The organism is Bradyrhizobium iriomotense (assembly GCF_018129405.1).
GTDB lineage: Bacteria > Pseudomonadota > Alphaproteobacteria > Rhizobiales > Xanthobacteraceae > Bradyrhizobium > Bradyrhizobium iriomotense_B.
Genome location: NZ_JAFCLP010000002.1, coordinates 182,249 through 201,949 on the forward strand (window position 1 = coordinate 182,249; position 19,701 = coordinate 201,949).

Sequence of the window (19,701 nt, forward strand, 5' to 3'; positions counted from 1 at the left end):
CTCGGCCAATCTTATTCAGTCAGGGAGCCTTCAGCTCTCCGGCGCCGCCGTAGCAGCCGGCACGCTCAGCGGAGCTCCTCCAACCGACACGGGCCCGACAGGTTTCGACTCCCGAACCAGCAGCCGTTTGCGCATCGCTGCGGACAGTCCATAGCGCGCATTCGCTCGTCGAATGGAGGACGTGACGTCCGACATCATCACGTTTTGCAGCGAGTCGACTTTCGCGATCAGCGTGGAGAGCTGCGAAGATATCTTCCTCACATCGACCCTCTCGTCCGTGATGCTCTGTCGCAGCGACAGGAGCACCAATGTATCCTGCTGCTGCAGAACTGCATTTTGCTGCACCAAGGCGTTGTTCTCCTGCAGCGAAGCCGTGTGCTGCTGCTGCGCCGACTGGATATCCTTCAAGGCGGCGACGACCGGATCCGGTTTTGGCGCGGACGATTCCGGGCGCGGAAACAGTTCGGCGAACTTGCGGACATTCAGCGACGGAAGCTCGGACGGCCATGTGTAGATGGCCGCCGAACCGTTGATGGCGAGGGCGCACACCGACAGTGCCAGGATCGATTTCCGGCTGGACCGCTTGGCCGGTACAGGAGCCTCCAGGGCTTCGGGTTCGGGCGCTGCGGCGGCTGCAAGGGCTGCAGGGTCGAGTTGTTCGACAAGGCCTTGCGTTCCGGACGTCGTGGTCATCTGCATTGACCTCATGAGCGAGCAAAAGGAAGCCGTCGCCGGAACGTCGTCGCGACGCCTCCTTTACGCAGCACCCATACACAACTGTCTAAAATTGTAGGCTTTTTGGATTAATTCCACGTTAGCGGCCTGGCCGGCTGACGGGCCCATCTACCCCGGCCGATTACGGGGTCCATGCGACGGAATGACTCAAATAGCTGGGGGGTAAGCTGACAATGCGTGTCGCTGCGGTCCACCGAACTCCCGGCCCCGCAGGACGCTCAATGAAGCGCCAAACGTAAGCAGCCTTCTCCGCAGCGGATTTTCCGAAGTTGACAGAATGCCACTGTTTTGCCCGACGGGTCAACCGGCTGCGAGCCGGAAGCATGGCGCCGAACGATGCGCCGTGACGGAGAGCGGTTGAACCCGATCGTGGGCCCGCGCCAGCCTTTCCGCCGGCTGCAGAACACATTGTGCCAGCAATACTTTGCTACTGTGCATGGGGTTGTTTTCACATTTTTAAGGTGCCCTACCCCTCATCCAGCGCCTCGAACAACTCCTCCACCCGCTCGAACGGCGCATCGCGCATCGGGCTGTGATAGACGACGCGGTCGCCGTCGCGCTGGAGTGACTTCCCTCTCGACTTCCGCAGCCGCCCGGGCAGGAACGTCGCAGCCACCGCGCCGGGGCCGACGTCGAGGCGGATGATGCCGCGCCGCTTGCACTCGATCCTGAGCATGGCCGCGGCGAAGAAGTCGCGGGCGACCTTCGGCAAGGGACCGAAGCGGCGGGAGGTTTCCTCCTCGAGGTCGTCGAGATCGTCCTCGTTGCTGCATCGTGCGGCGCGCGCATAGAGCTCGAGCCGCACGGGCTCGGACTGCACATAGGTCTCGGGGAGCATGTCTCCGACCGGCAGGTTGAGGTCGGGCACCCACACCGCGGCACGCTCCTCGTCGACCTTCTCCGAGGCCATCTTCAGGAGGTGGCTGTAGAGCACGGGCCCGAACACCTGGACATGGCCTGATTGCTGCTCCGAGAACAGATCGCCCGCGCCCCGCAGATCCAGATCGCGCTCGCTGATGGCAAAGCCCGCGCCCGGCCGGCTGAACTCCTCGAGCACAGCCAGGCGCTTCTCGGAATGCCCGGACGCCGTCTCGGCCAAGAGATGGGCGAAGGCGCGGATGCCGCCGCGCCCGACCCGCCCGCGCAGCTGGTGCAGCTGGGCGAGGCCGAACTTTTCAGGCCAGCACACCACGATGGTGTTGGCACGGGGAATATCGAGGCCGCTCTCGACGATGTTGGTCGCAAGCAGGACGTCGGCCCTGCCCTCGACGAAGCTCATCATGCGGTCGTCGATCTCGTCCGCCGCCAGTCTGCCGTGCAGGCAGACGATGCGAAGGTCGCCTGCCACCGCCTGCACCCGCGCCAGCATCGGATCGAGATCCTGGATGCGCGGGCAGATCAGGAAACTCTGTCCGTGGCGGCGCTGCTCGCGCAGCAGCGCGGAGGCGATGGCGGCATCCGACAGCGGCGCAATCCTGGTCGCGACCGGAAGCCGGTGCACCGGCGGCGAGGCGATCACGCTGAGATCGCGGAAGCCGGCAAGGCCGGCGGCAAGCGTCCGCGGGATCGGCGTTGCGCTCATCATCAGCACATGGGCATTTTTGGCGAGGCCGGCGAGCTTTGCCTTCTCGGCCGCGCCGAAATGCTGCTCCTCGTCGATGATGACGAGGCCGAGATCGTCGAACTTCACGTCCTTCGCCGTGAGCGCCTGCGTCCCGACCACGACCTTGATCCGGCCGCTGCGCAGGCCCTCCCTGGTCTCGCGCAGCTCCGCGCCGGACGTTGCCCGCGACAAATTCCCGACCTCGATGCCGAACGGGGCGAAGCGCTTCTGGAACGTTGCGACATGCTGCCGGGCCAGCACTGTCGTCGGCACTGCGATCGCCACCTGCTTGCCGGAGAGCACCACGGCGGCCGCCGCGCGCAGCGCCACCTCGGTCTTGCCAAATCCGACGTCGCCGCAGACCACCCGGTCCATCGGGTGACCGGACGCAAGATCATCCAGCACGTCGCGGATCGCCTTGGCCTGGTCGGTCGTGGTGAAATAGGGAAACCGCGCGACGAACTTCTCGTAGGCCGATCCCGGCGGCACCAGCTTTTCCGCGCGCCGCCGCCGGCGCTGGCTGATGTGCTTGGCGAGCACCTTGCCGGCGATCTGGATCTCGCGCTCGGCCTCGCTGCGGCGTGCCCACCATGAGCTGCCGTCGGCCTTGTCGAGCGCGAGCTTGCCGAGCTCGGCCGCGTAGGGCCACATCAAGGCGAGATCCGTCGGCGGCACCAGAACCGCATTGTCACCTGCGAACTTGAGGCGGATCATCTCCCGCATGGCCCCGCCGCCGGTGTTGACCGTCTGCAAGCCATCGAGCACGGAAAGGCCGCGCTGGAGATGAACGACCACCGTGCCCTGCTCGGGCACATCGGCATGGTCGAAGGCCGCGCTCCAGGCGCGCGCCATCGGCTGCGCGTGATGCGCCCGGCTGCCGAGCACGTCGGACGCCGTCACGACGACGAGAGGCTTTCGCCCGGGCACGATGAAGCCCGCATCGAGATCGGCCAGGAGCGCCGCCTCGCCGCTTCCCCCGCGCGTCGCCTCGTCCCAATCCTCGCAGCGCTGCGCCTTGACGCCGCTCATCCGCTCCATCACGCGCAGATCTTCCTCTTGCGCGGCGACGAGGATCAGCCGCGAACCGGCCCGCCGCGTCTCTTCGACGAAGGCACGCAGCGCTTTCCGTGCGGATGTCAGCTTCGAGAATTCGGGCACGGCCTGGAACGACGCCGTCCGCGGCAGCACCTTCATGCCCCTGGAGAGCTGCTTCCAGTCGCGGCGTCCGAGATATTCGCGCTCCCGCTCCGCACGCGGCGCAGCCTCCTCGATCGTATCAAGCCAGCCGTCGGCATGCGAGGGGACCCCTGCATCGGCGATCCATTTGGCGCGTCCGCAATAGTCGAACAGGCTCGCGCGCTTGCCGCCCTTGCCGGCAAAGCCAAGCCGCTCCGACATCGGATCGACCACGAGCTCCTTCGTCTCGAAGATGATGTCGTGCTCTTTCGGATCGAACGCCACGATCCTGTCGATGGCGCGATCAGAATGCTCGATCCGGAACGGGCCGAGCGCACCTGCGGGAAATATCTCGAAGGTCTGCCCATGAAACAGCGCCCCGCCCGGATAGTCCGGCTCGTCGTCGAGATCGTATCCGAGGGATTCGAGGCGGGTCTCGAGATCCCGCTCGGAAAACGCGCCGCCCACCTTCAAGCTGACGCTGAGGCGCAACAGGCTCGCCGGCGGCGGCAGGCGCTCCATCACCGCTTCCGCGGTCGAGACGAGAAACAGTGGCTTCTTGGACCTTGCGAGGCGCCGCAGCACGGAGGCTCTGCGCCCCGCAAGCTCGTGCGAGGGCTCGAGCTGATCGAACGGCAAGGTGTTCAGCCGCGGAAACACCAGCACCTCGCAGGACGGATCGAGCGCGTGAATGACGCTGCCCAGCCGCTCCGCCCTGCTCTCCTTCTCGGCGAGAAACACGATGCCGCTGGGCCCGGACTGCTTCCATTGCGCAAGCAGATGAAGCGCCATCGAACCGAGCGGCGACGAAGACGAGATCGAGGCGCGCTGCGCCCCCTCGCTCTTCCTCGGCGACGCCTTGGTCTTCAGCGCTGCCTTGGTCTTATGCGTCTTAGCTTTGAGCGACGTCCTGGACTTGGGCGATATCCTGGTCTTCGGCGATGCCCTCTTTAGCGATGCCTTGGCCGCCCGCGCCTTCTTTGCAAGCCTCACGTGAATCCGTTTCTGGTCGTAAACCGCCGCAACTGAACACGCGCCGCCCTCGTTTCGATTCGACGACGCGCCGCCATGCATATGGGATTTGCCCGGCGAACGCACGCCTCGCGGCAACGTTTCGTGCATCCACAGAGGGGAACCGAGCCCCGTCCCGAACCTTACAATGCGGCGTGGGATCGTGCCTCATTTGAGGCAAAGGGCTGATGTGATCGAGGACCGCATCGCCAGCACGAAAAACCCCTGCGCTTGGACGCCGGGGCGTTTCGTTGGAAAATGATTTGGTCAAGCAATGATGCTTTCATAGCAGCGAATTGGTCGAATGCTTGTGAACTGGATCACACGCCCTGTCAGCGCAGCTGCCGCGGATCGGGGTACCGCGGGGGGCTTCGGATTTGAGCGTTGGCACGCCGCGCGCTAGGATGCCTCTTTTTACGGAGGCTCATTTGAAGCCATTCATTTTCCTCGCCGCCAGCGTGCTGCTTGCAACCACACCCGCCCGCTCGCAAGCGCTGGTCGATCCCAGCAAGGTCGCCCCCGAATTCCGTGAAGCCGCCGAGAAGCGCCGTGCCGAGCAGATCCGGCAGCGCGAATGCGCGCTCAAGGCGGATCTCGAGAAGGTGCTGCCGAGAGATCGCACCGCATTTCTCAATCATTGCCTGGAGACCATGGCGGCCAAGCAATAGCTTGGCCGCGCGCGTGACGCGAGCATCGCCGACATGCTCGCGCCCGCTGCATCGGCTTGCGGCAGGCTGGCGGTGAATTCGCAAAAGGACTTCAGGCTTTCTTCAGACATTTGCGATCAGCTGACGATCATTCCATCAGTCATTGTCGATCGCGCATGGGCTCCGTCCAGATTCAGTGCACGCGCTGCAAGAACGTGTTCCGCGATCGTGCCGCGCGGTTGCAGGACGGCTATTCCAGGCAGTGTCCGAGTTGCGAGGTGGTGCTGTTCTTCGCCGAGGATTCCCAGCACCCCTTCGTCAAGCGCGCGATGCGCAATGCGCGCAAGGTCCGCAAGGAGCTGCACGAGGCCGAGGCGGCGAGGCGCGCCGCGCCGGAGCCGCGCCTGGCGCAGTCGAGGTCGTTCGCCGGGCGGACGCAGTCGGCGGAGCGAGAGGACTAGGTCACCCGCGCCGCCGCTTCCTCGGAAACAGGCGGTCGCGGATATAGCGCGAGGTCGGCGTCAGGCGGACGCCGCGCGGCTTCTGCCAGGCGGCGCGGTCGATCTCCTTCTTGTCGCCGATCGCCAGCCTGCCCTTGGCGCCCTTGGCGATGAAGATCGCATCGCTCATCTTGCGGCCGGAGCGCTTGTTCCTGGCCTTCACTTCCTTCCAGAGGCTGATCCTGCCGAGCTTCAGCTTGGGCAGCTCTTCCTTGATTTCCCGCCGCAGGCAATCCTTCTCGGACTCGCGCGCACGCTTGCGGCCGCCCGGGAACATCCACAGGCCGTCCGACCGGCGTCTGACCAACAATACCTTGCCGCGCTTCGCGGCAACCAGCTTGGAAGACTTCGCCATTGCTGTCGCAATCGAGAATAGAATCGTCCCGATCGTAACTTGTCTAGTTGGATAGACAAGTTCGGGGTGCGTCTTGATCACAGGCTGCGGACCGTCAGGCCGGGGCGACCACTGAGCGCGGGACCGCGCCTTTCCAGCCGCGGTATTCAGCCTTCGCTGGCGCCCGCCCCTGCCTTCGCCCCGTCCTCCGTCCTGATCCAGGCCATCATCATCTCCCAGGCCACTGACAGGATGATCGGCCCGATGAACAGGCCGACGATGCCGTGGGCGAGCGTGCCGCCGATCACGCCGACGAAGATCACGATGGTCGGCGTGCTGAGGCCGCGCCCCATCACCAGCGGCTTCAGCATCGTGTCGATGAAGCCGACCAGGACCAGAAACACCGTGAGCAGCAGCGCCGTGGTGACGTCCTTGGCGGTCCAGATCCAGATGATGACAGGCAGCAGCACGAGGAAGGCGCCGATCTGCACGATCGAGAGCAGCAGCACGATGAAGGCGAGCAGGCCCGCGCTCGGCACCGCCGCAAGCTTGAAGCCAATGCCGGCGAGCAGGGCCTGCACGATCGCGACGCCGATCACGCCTTGCGCCACGGCGCGGATGGTCGCACCCGCGAGCGACAGGAAATGCTCGCTTTGCTCAGGCACGATGCGGAACAGGAAGCTGCGGCCGGCCGCGACCAGCCGCGGCCCATGCGGGAACAGGAAGCCGGCCACGAACACCGAGACCAGGAATTGGAGCGTACCGACGCCGGCATCGCCCGCGAACGACAACAGCGGCCCCGCCAGCGGCTGAAGATACGGCGCCACCTCGCGCAGCACTGCGCGGATGTTGGTGTAGGCCTGGTCCCAGAGCTCATAGAGCCAGGGGCCGACCAGCGGCCACGATTTTAGCTGCTCCGGCGCCGACTGCAGCGCGAGGTCGCCGGTGCCGAGCTGGTGCGCCAGTTCGCGCGCGCCGTCCACCGCGCTGATGCCGAGCCAGGTCGCGGGGCCGATGACGATGCCGAGCGTGATGAGGGTGAGGATCGCCGCCGCAGTCTTGGGGCGCCCGCCGAGGATCTTGGCGACCCAGCTGAAGGCCGGATAGAACGCAACGGCGAGCACGCCGCTCCAGGCCAGGATCGGCACGAACGGACGGATGATCAGGAAGGTCCAGATGATCAGCAGGGCCAGCAGGCCGAGCCGGATCACGAGCTGGATGATGTCCTCTCCCGTGAGGAGCTGACGGAGGCTTTTCACGGGCACGACCTTCCTTGCGGCATCGACGCGGGTTCCGGCACTTGCACGGGCAGCCGTTATTGCCAGCCCCGGGGCGGGCGTCAAGACGACCGCCCGCTCGCCCAGGCCCCGCCGGCCACAGGTTTAGGAACGCATCGGCCCAAAAAGCATTCCGAGACAATGCAGCGCCGCCCCCGAGAGCCCGATCAGCATGCGGGAATTCACCGCGGCATCCGCTTTTCGATCAAGCGGAACAGTGCTCCCGGCTATTGGCACTATGCCTACGCGATCGACGACAAGGTCCGCACCGGGCGGGTGCAAGGCAGGCTGCCGCTGCTCGCCATCCGGCGCGTGCAGATGCGCATCGACCGGGACATGCGGCTCGGCCGGACCGAGGGCTGATCCGCGACGACGGCGCGATTTGGCTAACGGCGATTAACCGGATTTCCCTGGGCCGGTTTACGCCGATGCAAAGGCCCGCTCCTACCCTGCATCGAGGTCCCTGGAAATAGCGCGTGCAATGGCCAACAGCATCTGGACGATCGAAGAATTCACCTGCACCGGTTGCAGCATGAATTACACCGCGACACGGGAAGAGCATGCCGAGGCGCATGTCGGCCACTTCAGGTGCAACATCTGTAGCAGCGTGGTGCACAGCTGGTCCGGCAAGCATCACTTCTTCGGCTGGCAGGCGGTGAAGACGAAGCCGCCGGTGTTCGGACGCCGCTGGGCGGGCGTGGAGTGGTAGGCTAAAGGGCCATTGCGGCCTGCACGAGCGATGACTTCTGCTCGTCTGCGGCGCGAGCTACACTCGCCTCCCCGCAACCGAAGCCGACACGCGATGACCGCAGCTTTCGTTCCCCAGATCGCCCTCTACCGCAACGGGCTGGCCGAGCAGCGCGGCCTGTCCTTCGCGAGCTACGAGGACATGCGGCGATGGTCGGTGCGCGACCTCGACGGCTTCTGGCGCAGCATCTGGGATTATTACGATCTGCAATCGCCGACGCCGTATGCCGCCGTCATCACCGAGCGCAAGATGCCGGGCGCGGTCTGGTTTCCGGGTGCGCAGGTGAACTACGCCCGGCAGGTGTTCCGGCACGTCGAGGCGGCTGACGCCGCCGGCCTGCCCGCGATCGTCAGCAGCGGCGAGGACGGCAAGCTCAGGGAAACCAGCTGGCCGGAGCTGCGCCGCAAGGCGGCGGCGCTCGCACTGCATCTGAAGGAGAAAGGCGTCAAGCCGGGCGACCGCGTTGCGGCCTATCTGCCCAACATCCCCGAGACCATCATCGGTTTTCTCGCCAGCGCCAGCATCGGCGCGGTCTGGAGCGTCTGCGCGCCCGACATGGCCGCGCCCGCCGTGATCGACCGCTTCAAGCAGATCGAGCCGAAAGTGCTGATCGCCAGCGACGCCGTCACCTATGCCGGCCGGCGGCACGACCGGCGCGATGTCGTCGCGGAGCTGCGACGATCACTGCCCACGGTCGAGCACGTCATCCTGCACAGGGAGGCTGAAGCCGCGGCTACCCCAGATGCCCTGCTCTCCGAGATCACCGCAAAGGTCGGCGATGCGATCGACGCGTTCGAGCCGATGTGGCTGCCGTTCGATCATCCGCTCTGGATCGTCTATTCCAGCGGCACCACCGGCCTGCCGAAACCGATCGTGCACGGCCATGGCGGCATCGTCATCGTGGTGCTGGCGCTGCTCGGCCTGCACAACGACATCGGCTGCTCCTATCACCCAAACTCGTTCGGCGAGCGCTATCACTGGTACTCTTCGACCGGCTGGATCATGTGGAATTCGCAAGTCGGCGGCCTGCTCAGCGGCACCACCTGCTGCATCTTCGACGGCAGCCCCGGCGGCGCAAAAGACAAGCCGGACTGGACCACGTTGTGGCGCTTCGTGGCGCAGTCGAAAGCGACCTTCTTCGGCGCCGGCGCGGCGTTCTTTGCCAACTGCGCCAAGGCCGAGATCGATCTGACCGCCGGCGATCTGTCGCGGCTGCGCTGCCTCGGCTCGACCGGCTCGCCGCTCAGCGCCGACACGCAAGCCTGGTTCAACGCGCGCTTCGCAGACCTGTCGAAGACCAACGGCAGCACGGCGCAGGCTGACATCTGGTGGGCCAACATCTCCGGCGGCACCGATTTCGCCGGCGCCTTCATCGGCGGCAACCGCGAGCTGCCGCAGACGCCGGGCGCGATGCAGTGCCGACTGCTCGGCGCCGCCGTCGAAGCCTTCAGCGAACAGGGCCGCGCCGTCACGGACGAGGTCGGCGAGCTCGTCTGCACCGAGCCGATGCCCTCGATGCCGCTCTATTTCTGGAACGACAAGGACGGTGCGCGCTATCGCGCCAGCTATTTCGAGACCTATCCGGATAATTTCGACGGCAGCGGCCGCGGGCCGGTGTGGCGGCACGGCGACTGGCTCAAGGTCAATCCCGACGGCTCCTGCATCATCTATGGCCGCAGTGACGCCACCATCAACCGGCACGGCCTGCGCATGGGCACGAGCGAGCTCTATTCCGCGATCGAGGCGCTGCCGGAGGTGCTCGATTCCCTCGTGGTCGACCTCGAATATCTCGGCCGCGACAGCTACATGCCGCTGTTCGTGGTGCTGCGCGAGGGCACAGCGTTCGACGCCGCGATGCAGGCCAGGATCAACAAGGCGATCGAGGCCGGCTTGTCACGCCGCTTCCTGCCGAATGAAATCTTCGCAGTCGCAGAGATCCCGCGCACGCTGTCGGGCAAGAAGCAGGAGTTGCCGATCAAGAAGCTGCTGCTAGGCCAGCCCGTCGAGAAGGTCATCAACAAGGAGGCGATGGCCAACCCCGCCTGCCTCGACTGGTATCTCGCCTTTGCCCGCGACTATCTGGCGCGGACCGCGGCGTAGTTTCGATCAGCCTCCGCCGAAATTGGAGGGATCGAGATTTCTGTTCTCCGACGGCGGGATCGGCGGCCACCCGGGAAATTTGTACCAGCCGGGCGGCACCGGCGCGTCCTCGGACGGACGGACGACAACGGGGTGGTGCCGGCGGGCGTGGTGCGCCGGCACGGCGGCGGCAGCCGAGCATGCCGACATCAAGAGGATCACAATCGGGATAAGCCGCATCGCATGGGCTCCAAACGTCCACCCAGGCTGATACGTGGTGTGGGAACCACGCATGCCCACGCATACGCGACGTCACGACCGGTCACAACGGCGGCATCGCGACGCGCGGACGATCGGCCCAATTGTGCCGATGTCGTTTGCACTCCGTTCACCGATCGCCGCTAGATCGGGATGGATCCTCCGCCGAACACCTGACATGGCCGACCTCAACGCCGTCCTCACCCGTCTCAACGACCGCCTGCTCCGCCTCGAGGGCGAGCTGTTCGTGCTGCGCTCGCTGGCGCGCGCAACGCTGACGGCCGGCGACGACCATGCGGCGCGGATGCGCAAGCTGGTCGAGGCTGCCAAGGTCGCGCTCGACGACGAGGCGAAGCGAGAGCTCGACAAGCCGACGCGAAAATATGTCGATGCGGCCACCGCACTGGTGGAGGAATTGCTGGTGGAGCCGACCCCGGCGCGGCCATTGTTCACGGTGATCGACGGTGGCCGGCGCGACTGAACGCGTCAGATCGGTCGTGTCGAACCGCGATCCGCGGAGTCAGCCTTCAGCCGGCTGAGGCCCGCCTCGATGATCGCGATCTCCTCGTCGATCTGGCCGATCGGCAGGCTGAAATCGTAGCCCGACCTGCTCTTCAGATCCACCGCGAGCCGCTGCCTGTGCATCATCAGCTGATCGAGGCCGCGACGGTTCTTCAGACGCACATAGGCGTCCACGATCTGCTCAATCGCGCTCGGCATGAAATCGGTCCCGGCGAAAAGGCCCGCGCCGCGCACCCACGCCGGCGGGACATTTTCGGTGTCGCGGTACGCAATACAAATCCGCGACGGATTCGTCGATACGACAAGCTGGTTGAGAACGTATTACCGTCAGATGATTTCGTGACACGCGGCATGAAAAAGCCGCTGGCAGTTACGCCAGCGGCCACGACCGGGTTCGAAAACGGATCCGGATTGAAATGTCGCCAGCCCCGGTGGGGCATGTTCTAGCGGCAGTCGGGGATCGCTTCTGTCAGAAATGAAACACAGGAACCCGCATGACGCCATTTGCCGTCCGACCGTGGCCGCCCGGCAACGCTAGTCCGTGACGCAGAAATATGTCCGCGGCGATTTGCGATAGGCGCTGTAGCGGTAGTACGGCCGGTAGGCGTAGCCGCGATAAAGCGCCGGCGGCTCCTCGCCGTAATAGGCGCCGTGATAGAAGTTGATGACCGGCCCTGTGGCGCAACGATAGGCATCCCAGGTCGGCCCCACGAAGGGTGGGACCCCGGTCTCGGGCGGGACCGTCGGATACGGTCCGCCGGCATGGCCCGGAGTGGCCACAACAAGTGTCGCGAGAAGCAAGAACCAGGTGCTGCGCATGCGCTCGCTCCGAGCCGGTGCAATGTGCCTATGGAAGCACCGGAACGACCGGCTGCGCAATCGCGCAAATCAGCGTGTCCCGCGCCCGGCGCATTGTTGATAACCGCCGCAAACGGCCCGCGGATGGTGACACGGCTGCCGGACATGTTATCGGGGGTATGACGCAGTTGCGAAACGGATCGGACCCCCATGCGCATTACCCTCGTCGGCTCCCGCCATTTCGGTGTGACCACTCTCAACATGCTCCGGGAGCACAGCGTCTCGATCGCACGGATCGTCGTGGCCGACGCCGAGGATCGCCTGGCCGCAGCGGCCAGGGCCGCCGGCATCGAGGTCGTAGTGCAGGCCAATCCGAAGCTGGTGGTGGCCTCCGAGATCGCTCCTGATACCGATCTGATCATCACGGCACACAGCCATGCCCGGATCGGCAGGGACGCGCTCGCCGCCGCCACGTACGGCGGGATCGGCTACCACCCCTCGCTGCTGCCGCGCCACCGCGGCAAGGCCGCCGTGGAATGGACCATCAAGGAAGGCGATCCGATCGCCGGCGGCACCATCTATCAGCTCGCCGACCGCATGGATGCCGGCGCCATCGCCGCGCAGGACTGGTGCTTCGTCAAGAAAGGCGAGACCGCTCGCGAGCTCTGGGAGCGTGCGCTTGCCCCGCTCGGGCTCAAATTGCTGGCCGACGTGATCGATTATATCAAGGTTCACAAAGCGCTGCCGTCCAAGGTCCAGGACGAACAGTTCGCGACCTCGGCGCCGAGTCTCTCCTGATGTTTACCCTTAACGTGAGGGCGCATTGATTCTGCTTGAAAAATCGGAGCCAAAAACGCAAATAAACCATTGTTTCCACAGGAACAATTTTCGATTTGGCAGCGCAACAAATTTCCGTCACATTTTGTCCGAATAAGCGACAGCATATCAGACATACTCAAGGACGGAATTCATGCGTTTTGCTCGCATCGCGGCGTTCTGTGCCGCTTCAGTTTTCACCGGCACCCTCGCCGCTCCCGCCTTCGCCCAGAGCCCCTATGACGGCAACTGGCAGGTCACCATCGTGACCAAGAGCGGCTCGTGCGAGCCGACTGCGAGCTCAATGCTGACCGTTGCTGACGGCAAGATCACCGCACCCGGCGCTAACGTTTCCGGCACCATCGGCAGCGGGGGACTTGTGAAAGTTTCGATCAATGGTGCATATGCCAACGGTCAACTCAACGGCAACGCCGGATCGGGGAAGTGGAATGGAGCATCTGCAGGCATACCGTGCAGCGGGCGGTGGGAAGCATCGCGCCAATAAACCAATCAAGGCTCGTGCCCCAGGCCGGCGGCTGCTGATGGCGGCCGCCGTTTTGTTTGCGGCGGGAATCGTCAACTCTGAAAGCAAGGCCCAGTCCGGCCCGTTCGCCCCGATGGCGGGCAGCTGGAGCGGCGGCGGCACCGTAACGCTGGATGACGGCTCGACCGAACGGATCCGCTGCCGGGCCAAATACGCTCCGATCGGACCCACCATGGAGCTGTCGCTGACCTGCGCCAGCGACGCCTACAAGTTCAACCTCGGGGCCAACGTCAGGGCCGAGGGCAACGCGATCACCGGCAGCTGGTCCGAGGCCAGCCGCAACATCTCCGGCGCGCTCCAGGGTCGCGGCGGCGGCGGAAACTTCGAGGTGGTCGCCTCCACCGCCGGCTTCAACGCCAATATCGCGCTCAGGACCAGCGGCAACAAGCAGACCGTCACGATCCGCGCCGACAGCCAGTTCCGGGGCGCCAACATCTCGATGTCGAAGTAAGACACCAGGGTGACACGACGATCGATCCGGCGACCTTCGCCGGATCGGTTTTTTATGCGCCCGGCACGAACGCGGTGACCTCGATCTCGACCTTGGCCCGCTCGTCCACGAGACCGCCGATATAGAGCAGCGTCGAAGGCGGGAAATTGCGCCCGAGCGTCTCCTTCCACGCCGCACCGATGCCGGCACCGGCCGCCTCATATTCGCTGCGGCTGGTCAGGTACCAGGTCAGACGGACGATGTGCTCCGGGCCCGCACCGGCTTCACCCAGCAGCTTGATGATCCGCTGCAGCGCGGCTCCGACCTGCGCCGCCATGTCAGGCGCGTAATTGCCCGCCTCATCACCGCCGGTCTGGCCGGCGAGCACCACCCACCGGCCCGGCTGCTCGACCACAACGCCATGGGAAAAGCCGCGCGGTTTTTTCCACTCGGCCGGTTGCAAGATGCGCATGAGCGAGATCTCCCGATTTTCTCGTTGTTCGCTGATGCCTTAACACGCCGCCCTGCATCGCTGCATCCGCAGATTTGGCCGTTGCAAACGGCGGCGATGTCGCCGATACCGGCCGTCCCTTCGAATTCCACCCTTCCGCATCCGCCGCAATGAGCACGACACCGTCCAAAACGATGGCTGCACTGTGGATGGCCGGCTGGCTGTCGCTGACGCTGATCATGGCGGTGGCCGGGCGCGAGGCCGCACGCGAGCTCAACGTCTTCGAGATCATGGAGATCCGTTCGCTGGCGGGCTTCGTCCTGCTGGCGCCGATCATCTATCGCGCCGGCGGCTTCAGGGTACTCAGGACATCGCGCCTGCAACACCACATCGCGCGCAACTTCGTGCACTATGTCGCGCAGCTCGGCTGGTTCTTTGCGCTGACGCTGATCCCGATCGGCCAGGTCGTGGCGATCGAGTTCACCATGCCGATCTGGACCGCGATCCTCGCGGCGAGCTTCCTCTCCGAGCGCATGACGCCCTGGAAGATCGCCGCCATCGTACTCGGCCTCGTCGGTGTGATCGTTATCGTCCGTCCCGCCACCGGCGAGATCAACCAGGGCCAGCTCATCGCGCTCGGGGCCGCCATCGGATTTGGCGTCTCGATGGCGCTGGTGAAATCGCTGACCCGCTCCGAAAGCGCGCTGTCGATCCTGTTCTGGATGCTGGTGGTGCAATCGGTCGCTGGCTTCGTTCCGACGTTGTTCGTCTGGACCTGGCCGTCGGCCTATGCCTGGGCCTGGGTCGGCGTGATCGCCGTCTGCGGCACGTTCTCGCACTACTGCCTCGCCAGCGCGATGCGCTATGCCGATGCGACGATCGTGGTGCCCATGGACTTCCTTCGGGTTCCACTGACCGCAACCGCAGGTTGGCTGCTGTATTCGGAGCGGCTCGACGCCTGGACCGTGCTTGGCGCGGCGCTGATTCTGTGCGGCAATCTCCTGAATTTGAAGCCGCCGCCGGTTCCCGCTCGCGCGCAGTGAACCTCGCGCCGCCTCGCGCGACAAAACGAAGTGGCCGTGTGATTTGGATCACGTTGGAGAGCCCCTCCATCGTGCACATTCGGCCACACAGCAGCGGGTTGAACGCGACGTACCGCCGTTTTGGTGGCACGAAGTCGGGCACTTCGTGTAGGTTCGTTGCCAATTTGTTGCTGCCTGCAATTCGATTCTGGGGATTTCAGAATGCGCTATCTCACCCTGCTCGCCTCGCTGATGTGCGTGGCACTGTCGGTCAGTGCCGCGAAGGCCGACCGTCGCGTCGCCTTCGTCGTCGGCAACGGCTCTTACAAGAACGTCGCGCAATTGCCGAACCCGCCGATCGACGCCAAGGCGATGGCCGCGACGCTGCGCAATGTCGGCTTCGAGGTGATCGAAGGGTCCAACCTCAGCCGCGATCAGATGACGGAGAAGCTGCTCGACTTCGGCCGCAAGGCGCAGGGCGCCGACATCTCTCTGTTCTATTATGCCGGCCACGGCATCGCCGTCGGCGGCACCAACTACCTGCTGCCGGTCGATGCCGACATTAAGACGGAGATGGACGTCAAGCTGGGCGCCGCCATCAACATCGACCTGACGCTGGAGCAGACCATGGGCGATGCCAAGGTCAAGCTCGTCTTCCTCGATGCCTGCCGCGACAATCCTTTCGCCGCCAAGATCAAGTCGAACTCGGCGACCCGCAGCGTCAACGTGCAGAGCGGTCTTGCCGAGATGAAGTCCGGTGAAGGCACGCTGATCGCGTTCGCGACCGGCCCGGGCCAGACCGCGCTCGACGGCCAAGAGGGCAACAACAGCCCGTTCACTCGCGCGCTGATCGACAACATCACCAAGCCCGGCGTCGAGATCCAGCAGGCGATGACCTCAGTCCGCGCCCAGGTCAATGAAGAGACCCACAAGGGCCAGCTTCCCTGGGGCCACACCAACCTGATCGGCGCGGTGTATCTCAACCAGGCTCCGACGACGCAGATTGCCAACGCGGCGCCGACAGCGGCTGGCAGCGTCCCTGTGGCGACCGCCGGCAGCTCCGATGGTGTCGAGCTCGAATACTGGCGCTCGGTGAAGGAATCGAACAAGCCGGAAGAGCTGAACGCCTACCTCACCGCCTATCCCAACGGCCAGTTCAAGGCACTGGCGCTGGCGCGGCTTGCCGCGATCAAGAGCGGACCGTCGACCACCACCCGCACCCTCAATGCCGGCGTCGATCCCGCAGCCTTTACCGATGAGGCCTCTCAGCTCACCGAGGACCAGATCGGCCTCGACAAGAACCAGCGCCGCGACGTGCAGCGTCGCCTCACCGGGCTCGGCTTCGACACCAAGCAGACCGGCGTCTTCAGCGACGAGACCCGCACCGTGCTCAAGCGCTGGCAGGCCGCGCGCGGCTATCCCTCGTCAGGCTACCTCAACAAGCCCCAGCATAAGGCCTTGCTGTCCGAGGTCGTGGCGACACCGCCAACCGCAAGCGATAGCAGCCAGAAGGCGGCCCGACGTACCAGCGCCCCCGCACCCGGCAGCGCGCCGGCACCGGCTCCCCAGCAGCGCAGCAGCCCGGGCGATGCGGCCGGTGCAGCCTTCGTGGGTGGCGTCGTCGGCGGCATGATGGGCGGCATGTTCCGCCGCTGAGACGGGACGGCAGCTTCAAAAACAAAAGCCCGGCTCGCGCCGGGCTTTTTCATTGGTGCGACAGTGCCGCAGCATACTCCGTCATTGCGAGGAGCCCTTGCGACGAAGCAATCCAGGCTGTCCCCGCGGAAAGATTCTGGATTGCTTCGCGGAGCCTGTCATCGGGCCGCGCTTCGCGCAGACCCGTTGGCTCGCAATGACGAGCTCCGTTACTTCCCCGCCGCCTTTCGCAGTGCTTCGTTGATGCGGTCCTGCCAGCCGGGGCCGCCCTCCTGGAAGAACTCCAGCACGTCCTGGTCGATGCGCAGCGTGACCTGCTCCTTGATGCCGGGAACGGCATTCTGCTTGGGCGGCGCTGCGGCGACCTTGGCCGTCACCTTCTTGAACGCCGCCTCAGCTTCGGTCCTGGCATCGCCAAGCGTGCGTGGCCGCCTCGGTTGATCCGCCATATCCTAGATTCCTTCAAACAGAGCCGTCGAAAGATACCGCTCCGAGAAGGACGGCACGATCGCCAAAATGGTCTTTCCCGCAGCTTCCGGCCGCTTGCCGATCTGGAGCGCGGCGGCGATCGCCGCGCCCGAGGAGATGCCGCCCGGAATGCCCTCATGCCGCGCCAGCGCGCGCGAGGTCTCGATCGCCGTGGTCGAGTTGATCTTCACGATCTCGTCGATCACCGACCGGTCGAGGATGTCGGGCACGAAGCCGGCGCCGATACCCTGGATCTTGTGCGGCGTGTGTTGACCGCCTGATAGCACCGGGCTCTCCTCCGGCTCGACTGCGATCACCCGTAACGACGGCTTGCGCGGCTTGAGCACCTGGCCGACGCCGGTGATCGTGCCCCCCGTGCCGACGCCGGCGACGAAGAAGTCGATGTTACCGCCGGTGTCGTTCCAGACCTCCTCGGCGGTGGTGCGGCGGTGGACTTCCGGATTGGCGAGGTTCTTGAACTGCTGCGGCATCACCGAGTTCGGGGTCGTCTTCAAGAGCTCCTCGGCGGCCGCGATCGCACCCTTCATGCCCTGCGCGGCCGGAGTCAGCACCAGCTCGGCGCCGAGAAAGGCCAGCATCTTGCGCCGCTCGATCGACATGGATTCCGGCATCACCAGCTTGAGCCGGTAACCGCGCGAAGCCGCCACGAAGGCGAGCGCAATGCCGGTATTGCCAGAGGTCGGCTCGATCAGCACGGTGTCGGCCTTGATGATGCCGGCCTTCTCCATCGCGATGATCATGGCCGCACCGATGCGGTCCTTCACGCTCGCGGCGGGATTGAAATATTCAAGTTTTGCCAAAATCGTCGCGTTCACCCCGTGCTGGCCCGGCAGGCGTTGCAAGCGCACGATCGGCGTGTCGCCAAAAGCCTCGACGATCGAAGAGTAGATCCGGCCGCGGCCGGGTTGGTGCGCTGCACCCGTTTTGGACGATGCGTCCATGACCAACTCCCCTGTGGCGACAATTGCGCTTCTATCGTGGTTCTTGCGCAGTTACAGACAGCTTGCGGCGACACGCAAGCAACAATGCGGCACATGTTAAATACGCTGCATCGCAAAATCACGTGAGCCGTAATTATCAGAAAACCAACGCATTTGTGTTGCGACCTCGTCAACTGATTCTGCTTATGTTAGACTTACGTCTTAAAGCAGGGAGGTCACCACGATGTCAGCAGTTGCTGAAGTGTTGTCGACCGTCGCGCAAAACCGCGATCCGCGTTGCAGCGAGTTGCCCACCTGTCCCGTCTGCGCCGACTCCATGGTCGCCGCTGAAGCATCTGCCTACGTCTCGGACCACATGATCAGCTATCTCTGGACCTGCGACAATTGCGGCTATGGTTTCGTGACCAAGCACGCCGTCAAGCAGCGGATCGTCTGCAACTGACGTTGATCAGCGTGGGGCGATATCGCCCCTCGCCCAATCCTCGCGCGTACGCTGATAGAACTCGTCGAACGTTCCGTGTGTGATCGCGTCCCTGATGCCCTGCATCAGGGACTGGTAGTATGCGATATTGATCTCGGACAGCAGCATTGCCCCCAGCGTCTCGCCCGCCTTGACGAGATGATGGAGATAGGCGCGCGCGCAGTTGCGCGTCGACGGCCATGAGCTCTCTTCATCGAGCGGACGCGGATCGTCGGCATGGCGCGCGTTGCGCAAATTCACCTGACCGAAACGCGTGAAGGCCACGCCATGCCGCCCATTGCGCGTCGGCATCACGCAGTCGAACATGTCGATGCCGCGCTTCACCGCTTCGAGGATGTCGTCGGGCGTGCCGACGCCCATGAGATAGCGCGGCCGCTCCTTCGGCAGCATCGGCGCGGTCTCGTCGATCATGGCCAGCATCACCTCCTGCGGCTCGCCGACTGCAAGACCGCCGATCGCGTAGCCGTGGAAGCCGATCTCGACGAGGCCTCTAGCGCTCGCGTGACGAAGCTGCGGGATGTCGCCGCCCTGCACGATGCCGAACAGCATGTAGCCGTCCGGTGCGCTCTCGAAGGCGCGCTTTGAGCGCTCGGCCCAGCGCAGCGACAGCCGCATCGCGCGGTCGATGTCGTCGCGCTCGGCGGGCAGCCGCACGCATTCGTCCATCTGCATGGCGATGTCCGAGCCGAGGAAGCGCTGCACCTCGATCGAGCGCTCCGGCGACAGCTCGACCTTGGCGCCGTCGATATGTGAGCGGAAGGTGACGGCCTGCTCGCTGACCTTGCGCAAGTCCGCCAGCGACATCACCTGGAAGCCGCCGGAATCCGTCAGCATCGGCCCGTTCCAGCCGGTGAACCGCTGCAAGCCGCCGAGGGCTGCGATCCGCTCGGCGCCGGGGCGCAACATCAGGTGATAGGTGTTGCCGAGCACGATATCGGCGCCGGCCTCGCGCACCTCGCGCCAGTGCATGCCCTTCATGGCGCCGGCGGTGCCGACCGGCATGAAGGCCGGGGTGCGCACCGCGCCGTGCGGCGTGGTCAGGCGGCCGGTACGCGCGGCGCCATCGGTGGCGAGCAGTTCGAAATGATTGGGTAGATCGTTGTTGGGAAGATTCATGGCCGTGCTTATTGCGTGCCGGGCGAGGCCGATCAACCCGCCCGAACCACCCGATGCGTCAGACTGG

At 64.9% G+C, this 19,701-nt stretch carries 23 protein-coding genes; 12 read left to right on the top strand and 11 right to left on the bottom strand.

Features of this window, described 5'->3' with window-relative positions; genetic code table 11:
* Positions 1–30: 30 nt before the first annotated feature.
* Entirely contained in the window at positions 31–699 is a 669-nt protein-coding gene (locus JQ592_RS05545; protein ID WP_211401908.1) for a hypothetical protein, read from the bottom strand.
* 502 nt (positions 700–1,201) lie between these two features.
* Positions 1,202–4,306 (bottom strand): DEAD/DEAH box helicase, encoded by a 3,105-nt coding sequence (locus JQ592_RS05550; protein ID WP_211402515.1) that lies wholly within the window; start codon positions 4,304–4,306, stop codon positions 1,202–1,204.
* Positions 4,307–4,953: 647 nt separating this feature from the next.
* On the opposite strand from JQ592_RS05550, the gene JQ592_RS05555 reads away from it, so the two are divergent.
* Together JQ592_RS05555 and JQ592_RS05560 are read left to right on the top strand one after the other, a co-directional pair.
* A complete protein-coding gene (locus JQ592_RS05555) occupies positions 4,954–5,193 on the top strand; it encodes a hypothetical protein (RefSeq protein WP_211401909.1) in 240 nt (79 codons plus the stop codon).
* 155 nt (positions 5,194–5,348) lie between these two features.
* Entirely contained in the window at positions 5,349–5,633 is a 285-nt protein-coding gene (locus tag JQ592_RS05560) for a hypothetical protein (RefSeq protein WP_211401910.1), read from the top strand.
* Position 5,634: 1 nt separating this feature from the next.
* On the opposite strand, the gene JQ592_RS05565 is transcribed toward JQ592_RS05560, so the two are convergent.
* Both JQ592_RS05565 and JQ592_RS05570 read right to left on the bottom strand, forming a co-directional pair.
* Positions 5,635–6,027: an NUDIX hydrolase gene (locus tag JQ592_RS05565; RefSeq protein WP_211401911.1), complete on the bottom strand. Its 393-nt coding sequence runs from the start codon at positions 6,025–6,027 to the stop codon at positions 5,635–5,637.
* A gap of 146 nt (positions 6,028–6,173) precedes the next feature.
* On the bottom strand, positions 6,174–7,271 hold the full coding sequence (locus JQ592_RS05570; RefSeq protein ID WP_211401912.1) for an AI-2E family transporter: 1,098 nt from the start codon (positions 7,269–7,271) through the stop codon (positions 6,174–6,176).
* Positions 7,272–7,424: 153 nt separating this feature from the next.
* On the opposite strand from JQ592_RS05570, the gene JQ592_RS05575 reads away from it, so the two are divergent.
* The 3 genes from JQ592_RS05575 to JQ592_RS05585 all read left to right on the top strand — a co-directional run bounded on the left by JQ592_RS05575 (position 7,425) and on the right by JQ592_RS05585 (position 10,131).
* Entirely contained in the window at positions 7,425–7,646 is a 222-nt protein-coding gene (locus tag JQ592_RS05575; RefSeq protein WP_211401913.1) for a hypothetical protein, read from the top strand.
* 118 nt (positions 7,647–7,764) lie between these two features.
* Positions 7,765–7,992, top strand: coding sequence for a hypothetical protein (locus JQ592_RS05580; protein ID WP_211401914.1), 228 nt, complete (start codon positions 7,765–7,767; stop codon positions 7,990–7,992).
* Between the two features lie 93 nt (positions 7,993–8,085).
* Positions 8,086–10,131, top strand: a complete 2,046-nt coding sequence (locus tag JQ592_RS05585; protein WP_211401915.1) for an acetoacetate--CoA ligase — start codon at positions 8,086–8,088, stop codon at positions 10,129–10,131.
* Between the two features lie 6 nt (positions 10,132–10,137).
* Here JQ592_RS05585 and JQ592_RS05590 read toward each other — a convergent pair whose 3' ends face one another.
* Entirely contained in the window at positions 10,138–10,350 is a 213-nt protein-coding gene (locus JQ592_RS05590) for a hypothetical protein (protein WP_211401916.1), read from the bottom strand.
* 196 nt (positions 10,351–10,546) lie between these two features.
* On the opposite strand from JQ592_RS05590, the gene JQ592_RS05595 reads away from it, so the two are divergent.
* Positions 10,547–10,849, top strand: a complete 303-nt coding sequence (locus tag JQ592_RS05595; RefSeq protein WP_011087444.1) for a hypothetical protein — start codon at positions 10,547–10,549, stop codon at positions 10,847–10,849.
* A 5-nt stretch (positions 10,850–10,854) separates the two neighbouring features.
* Here JQ592_RS05595 and JQ592_RS05600 read toward each other — a convergent pair whose 3' ends face one another.
* Positions 10,855–11,088: a hypothetical protein gene (locus JQ592_RS05600; protein WP_211401917.1), complete on the bottom strand. Its 234-nt coding sequence runs from the start codon at positions 11,086–11,088 to the stop codon at positions 10,855–10,857.
* A gap of 336 nt (positions 11,089–11,424) precedes the next feature.
* On the bottom strand, positions 11,425–11,709 hold the full coding sequence (locus JQ592_RS05605; RefSeq protein ID WP_211401918.1) for a hypothetical protein: 285 nt from the start codon (positions 11,707–11,709) through the stop codon (positions 11,425–11,427).
* Positions 11,710–11,898: 189 nt separating this feature from the next.
* On the opposite strand from JQ592_RS05605, the gene JQ592_RS05610 reads away from it, so the two are divergent.
* From JQ592_RS05610 to JQ592_RS05620, 3 genes are all read left to right on the top strand, one after another.
* On the top strand, positions 11,899–12,486 hold the full coding sequence (locus JQ592_RS05610) for a formyltransferase family protein (RefSeq protein WP_211401919.1): 588 nt from the start codon (positions 11,899–11,901) through the stop codon (positions 12,484–12,486).
* 172 nt (positions 12,487–12,658) lie between these two features.
* Positions 12,659–13,009, top strand: a complete 351-nt coding sequence (locus JQ592_RS05615; protein WP_080648034.1) for a hypothetical protein — start codon at positions 12,659–12,661, stop codon at positions 13,007–13,009.
* The gene (locus tag JQ592_RS05620; protein WP_211401920.1) at positions 12,954–13,499 is read left to right on the top strand and encodes a hypothetical protein; all 546 of its coding nucleotides are present in this window, start codon (positions 12,954–12,956) and stop codon (positions 13,497–13,499) included. Before JQ592_RS05615 ends, JQ592_RS05620 begins: the two co-directional genes overlap by 56 nt.
* A gap of 52 nt (positions 13,500–13,551) precedes the next feature.
* Here the strand turns inward: JQ592_RS05620 and JQ592_RS05625 are convergent, their stop codons facing one another.
* Positions 13,552–13,950 carry a RidA family protein gene (locus tag JQ592_RS05625; protein ID WP_211401921.1) on the bottom strand — a complete coding sequence of 133 codons (399 nt, stop codon included), beginning with the start codon at positions 13,948–13,950 and terminating at the stop codon, positions 13,552–13,554.
* Between the two features lie 149 nt (positions 13,951–14,099).
* On the opposite strand from JQ592_RS05625, the gene JQ592_RS05630 reads away from it, so the two are divergent.
* Positions 14,100–14,972, top strand: a complete 873-nt coding sequence (locus JQ592_RS05630) for a DMT family transporter (RefSeq protein ID WP_211401922.1) — start codon at positions 14,100–14,102, stop codon at positions 14,970–14,972.
* Positions 14,973–15,173: 201 nt separating this feature from the next.
* Positions 15,174–16,607, top strand: a complete 1,434-nt coding sequence (locus tag JQ592_RS05635; protein ID WP_211401923.1) for a caspase family protein — start codon at positions 15,174–15,176, stop codon at positions 16,605–16,607.
* Between the two features lie 209 nt (positions 16,608–16,816).
* Here JQ592_RS05635 and JQ592_RS05640 read toward each other — a convergent pair whose 3' ends face one another.
* Both JQ592_RS05640 and cysK read right to left on the bottom strand, forming a co-directional pair.
* Positions 16,817–17,056, bottom strand: coding sequence for a BrnA antitoxin family protein (locus JQ592_RS05640; RefSeq protein WP_027575366.1), 240 nt, complete (start codon positions 17,054–17,056; stop codon positions 16,817–16,819).
* Positions 17,057–17,059: 3 nt separating this feature from the next.
* Complete coding sequence (cysK, locus tag JQ592_RS05645) at positions 17,060–18,037, bottom strand: cysteine synthase A (protein WP_211401924.1); 978 nt, start codon at positions 18,035–18,037, stop codon at positions 17,060–17,062.
* A gap of 223 nt (positions 18,038–18,260) precedes the next feature.
* Between cysK and JQ592_RS05650 the strand changes: the two genes are divergently transcribed.
* Positions 18,261–18,479, top strand: a complete 219-nt coding sequence (locus JQ592_RS05650) for a hypothetical protein (RefSeq protein WP_211401925.1) — start codon at positions 18,261–18,263, stop codon at positions 18,477–18,479.
* A gap of 6 nt (positions 18,480–18,485) precedes the next feature.
* Here JQ592_RS05650 and tgt read toward each other — a convergent pair whose 3' ends face one another.
* Positions 18,486–19,634 carry a tRNA guanosine(34) transglycosylase Tgt gene (gene tgt, locus JQ592_RS05655; protein ID WP_211401926.1) on the bottom strand — a complete coding sequence of 383 codons (1,149 nt, stop codon included), beginning with the start codon at positions 19,632–19,634 and terminating at the stop codon, positions 18,486–18,488.
* Positions 19,635–19,701: the final 67 nt, after the last annotated feature.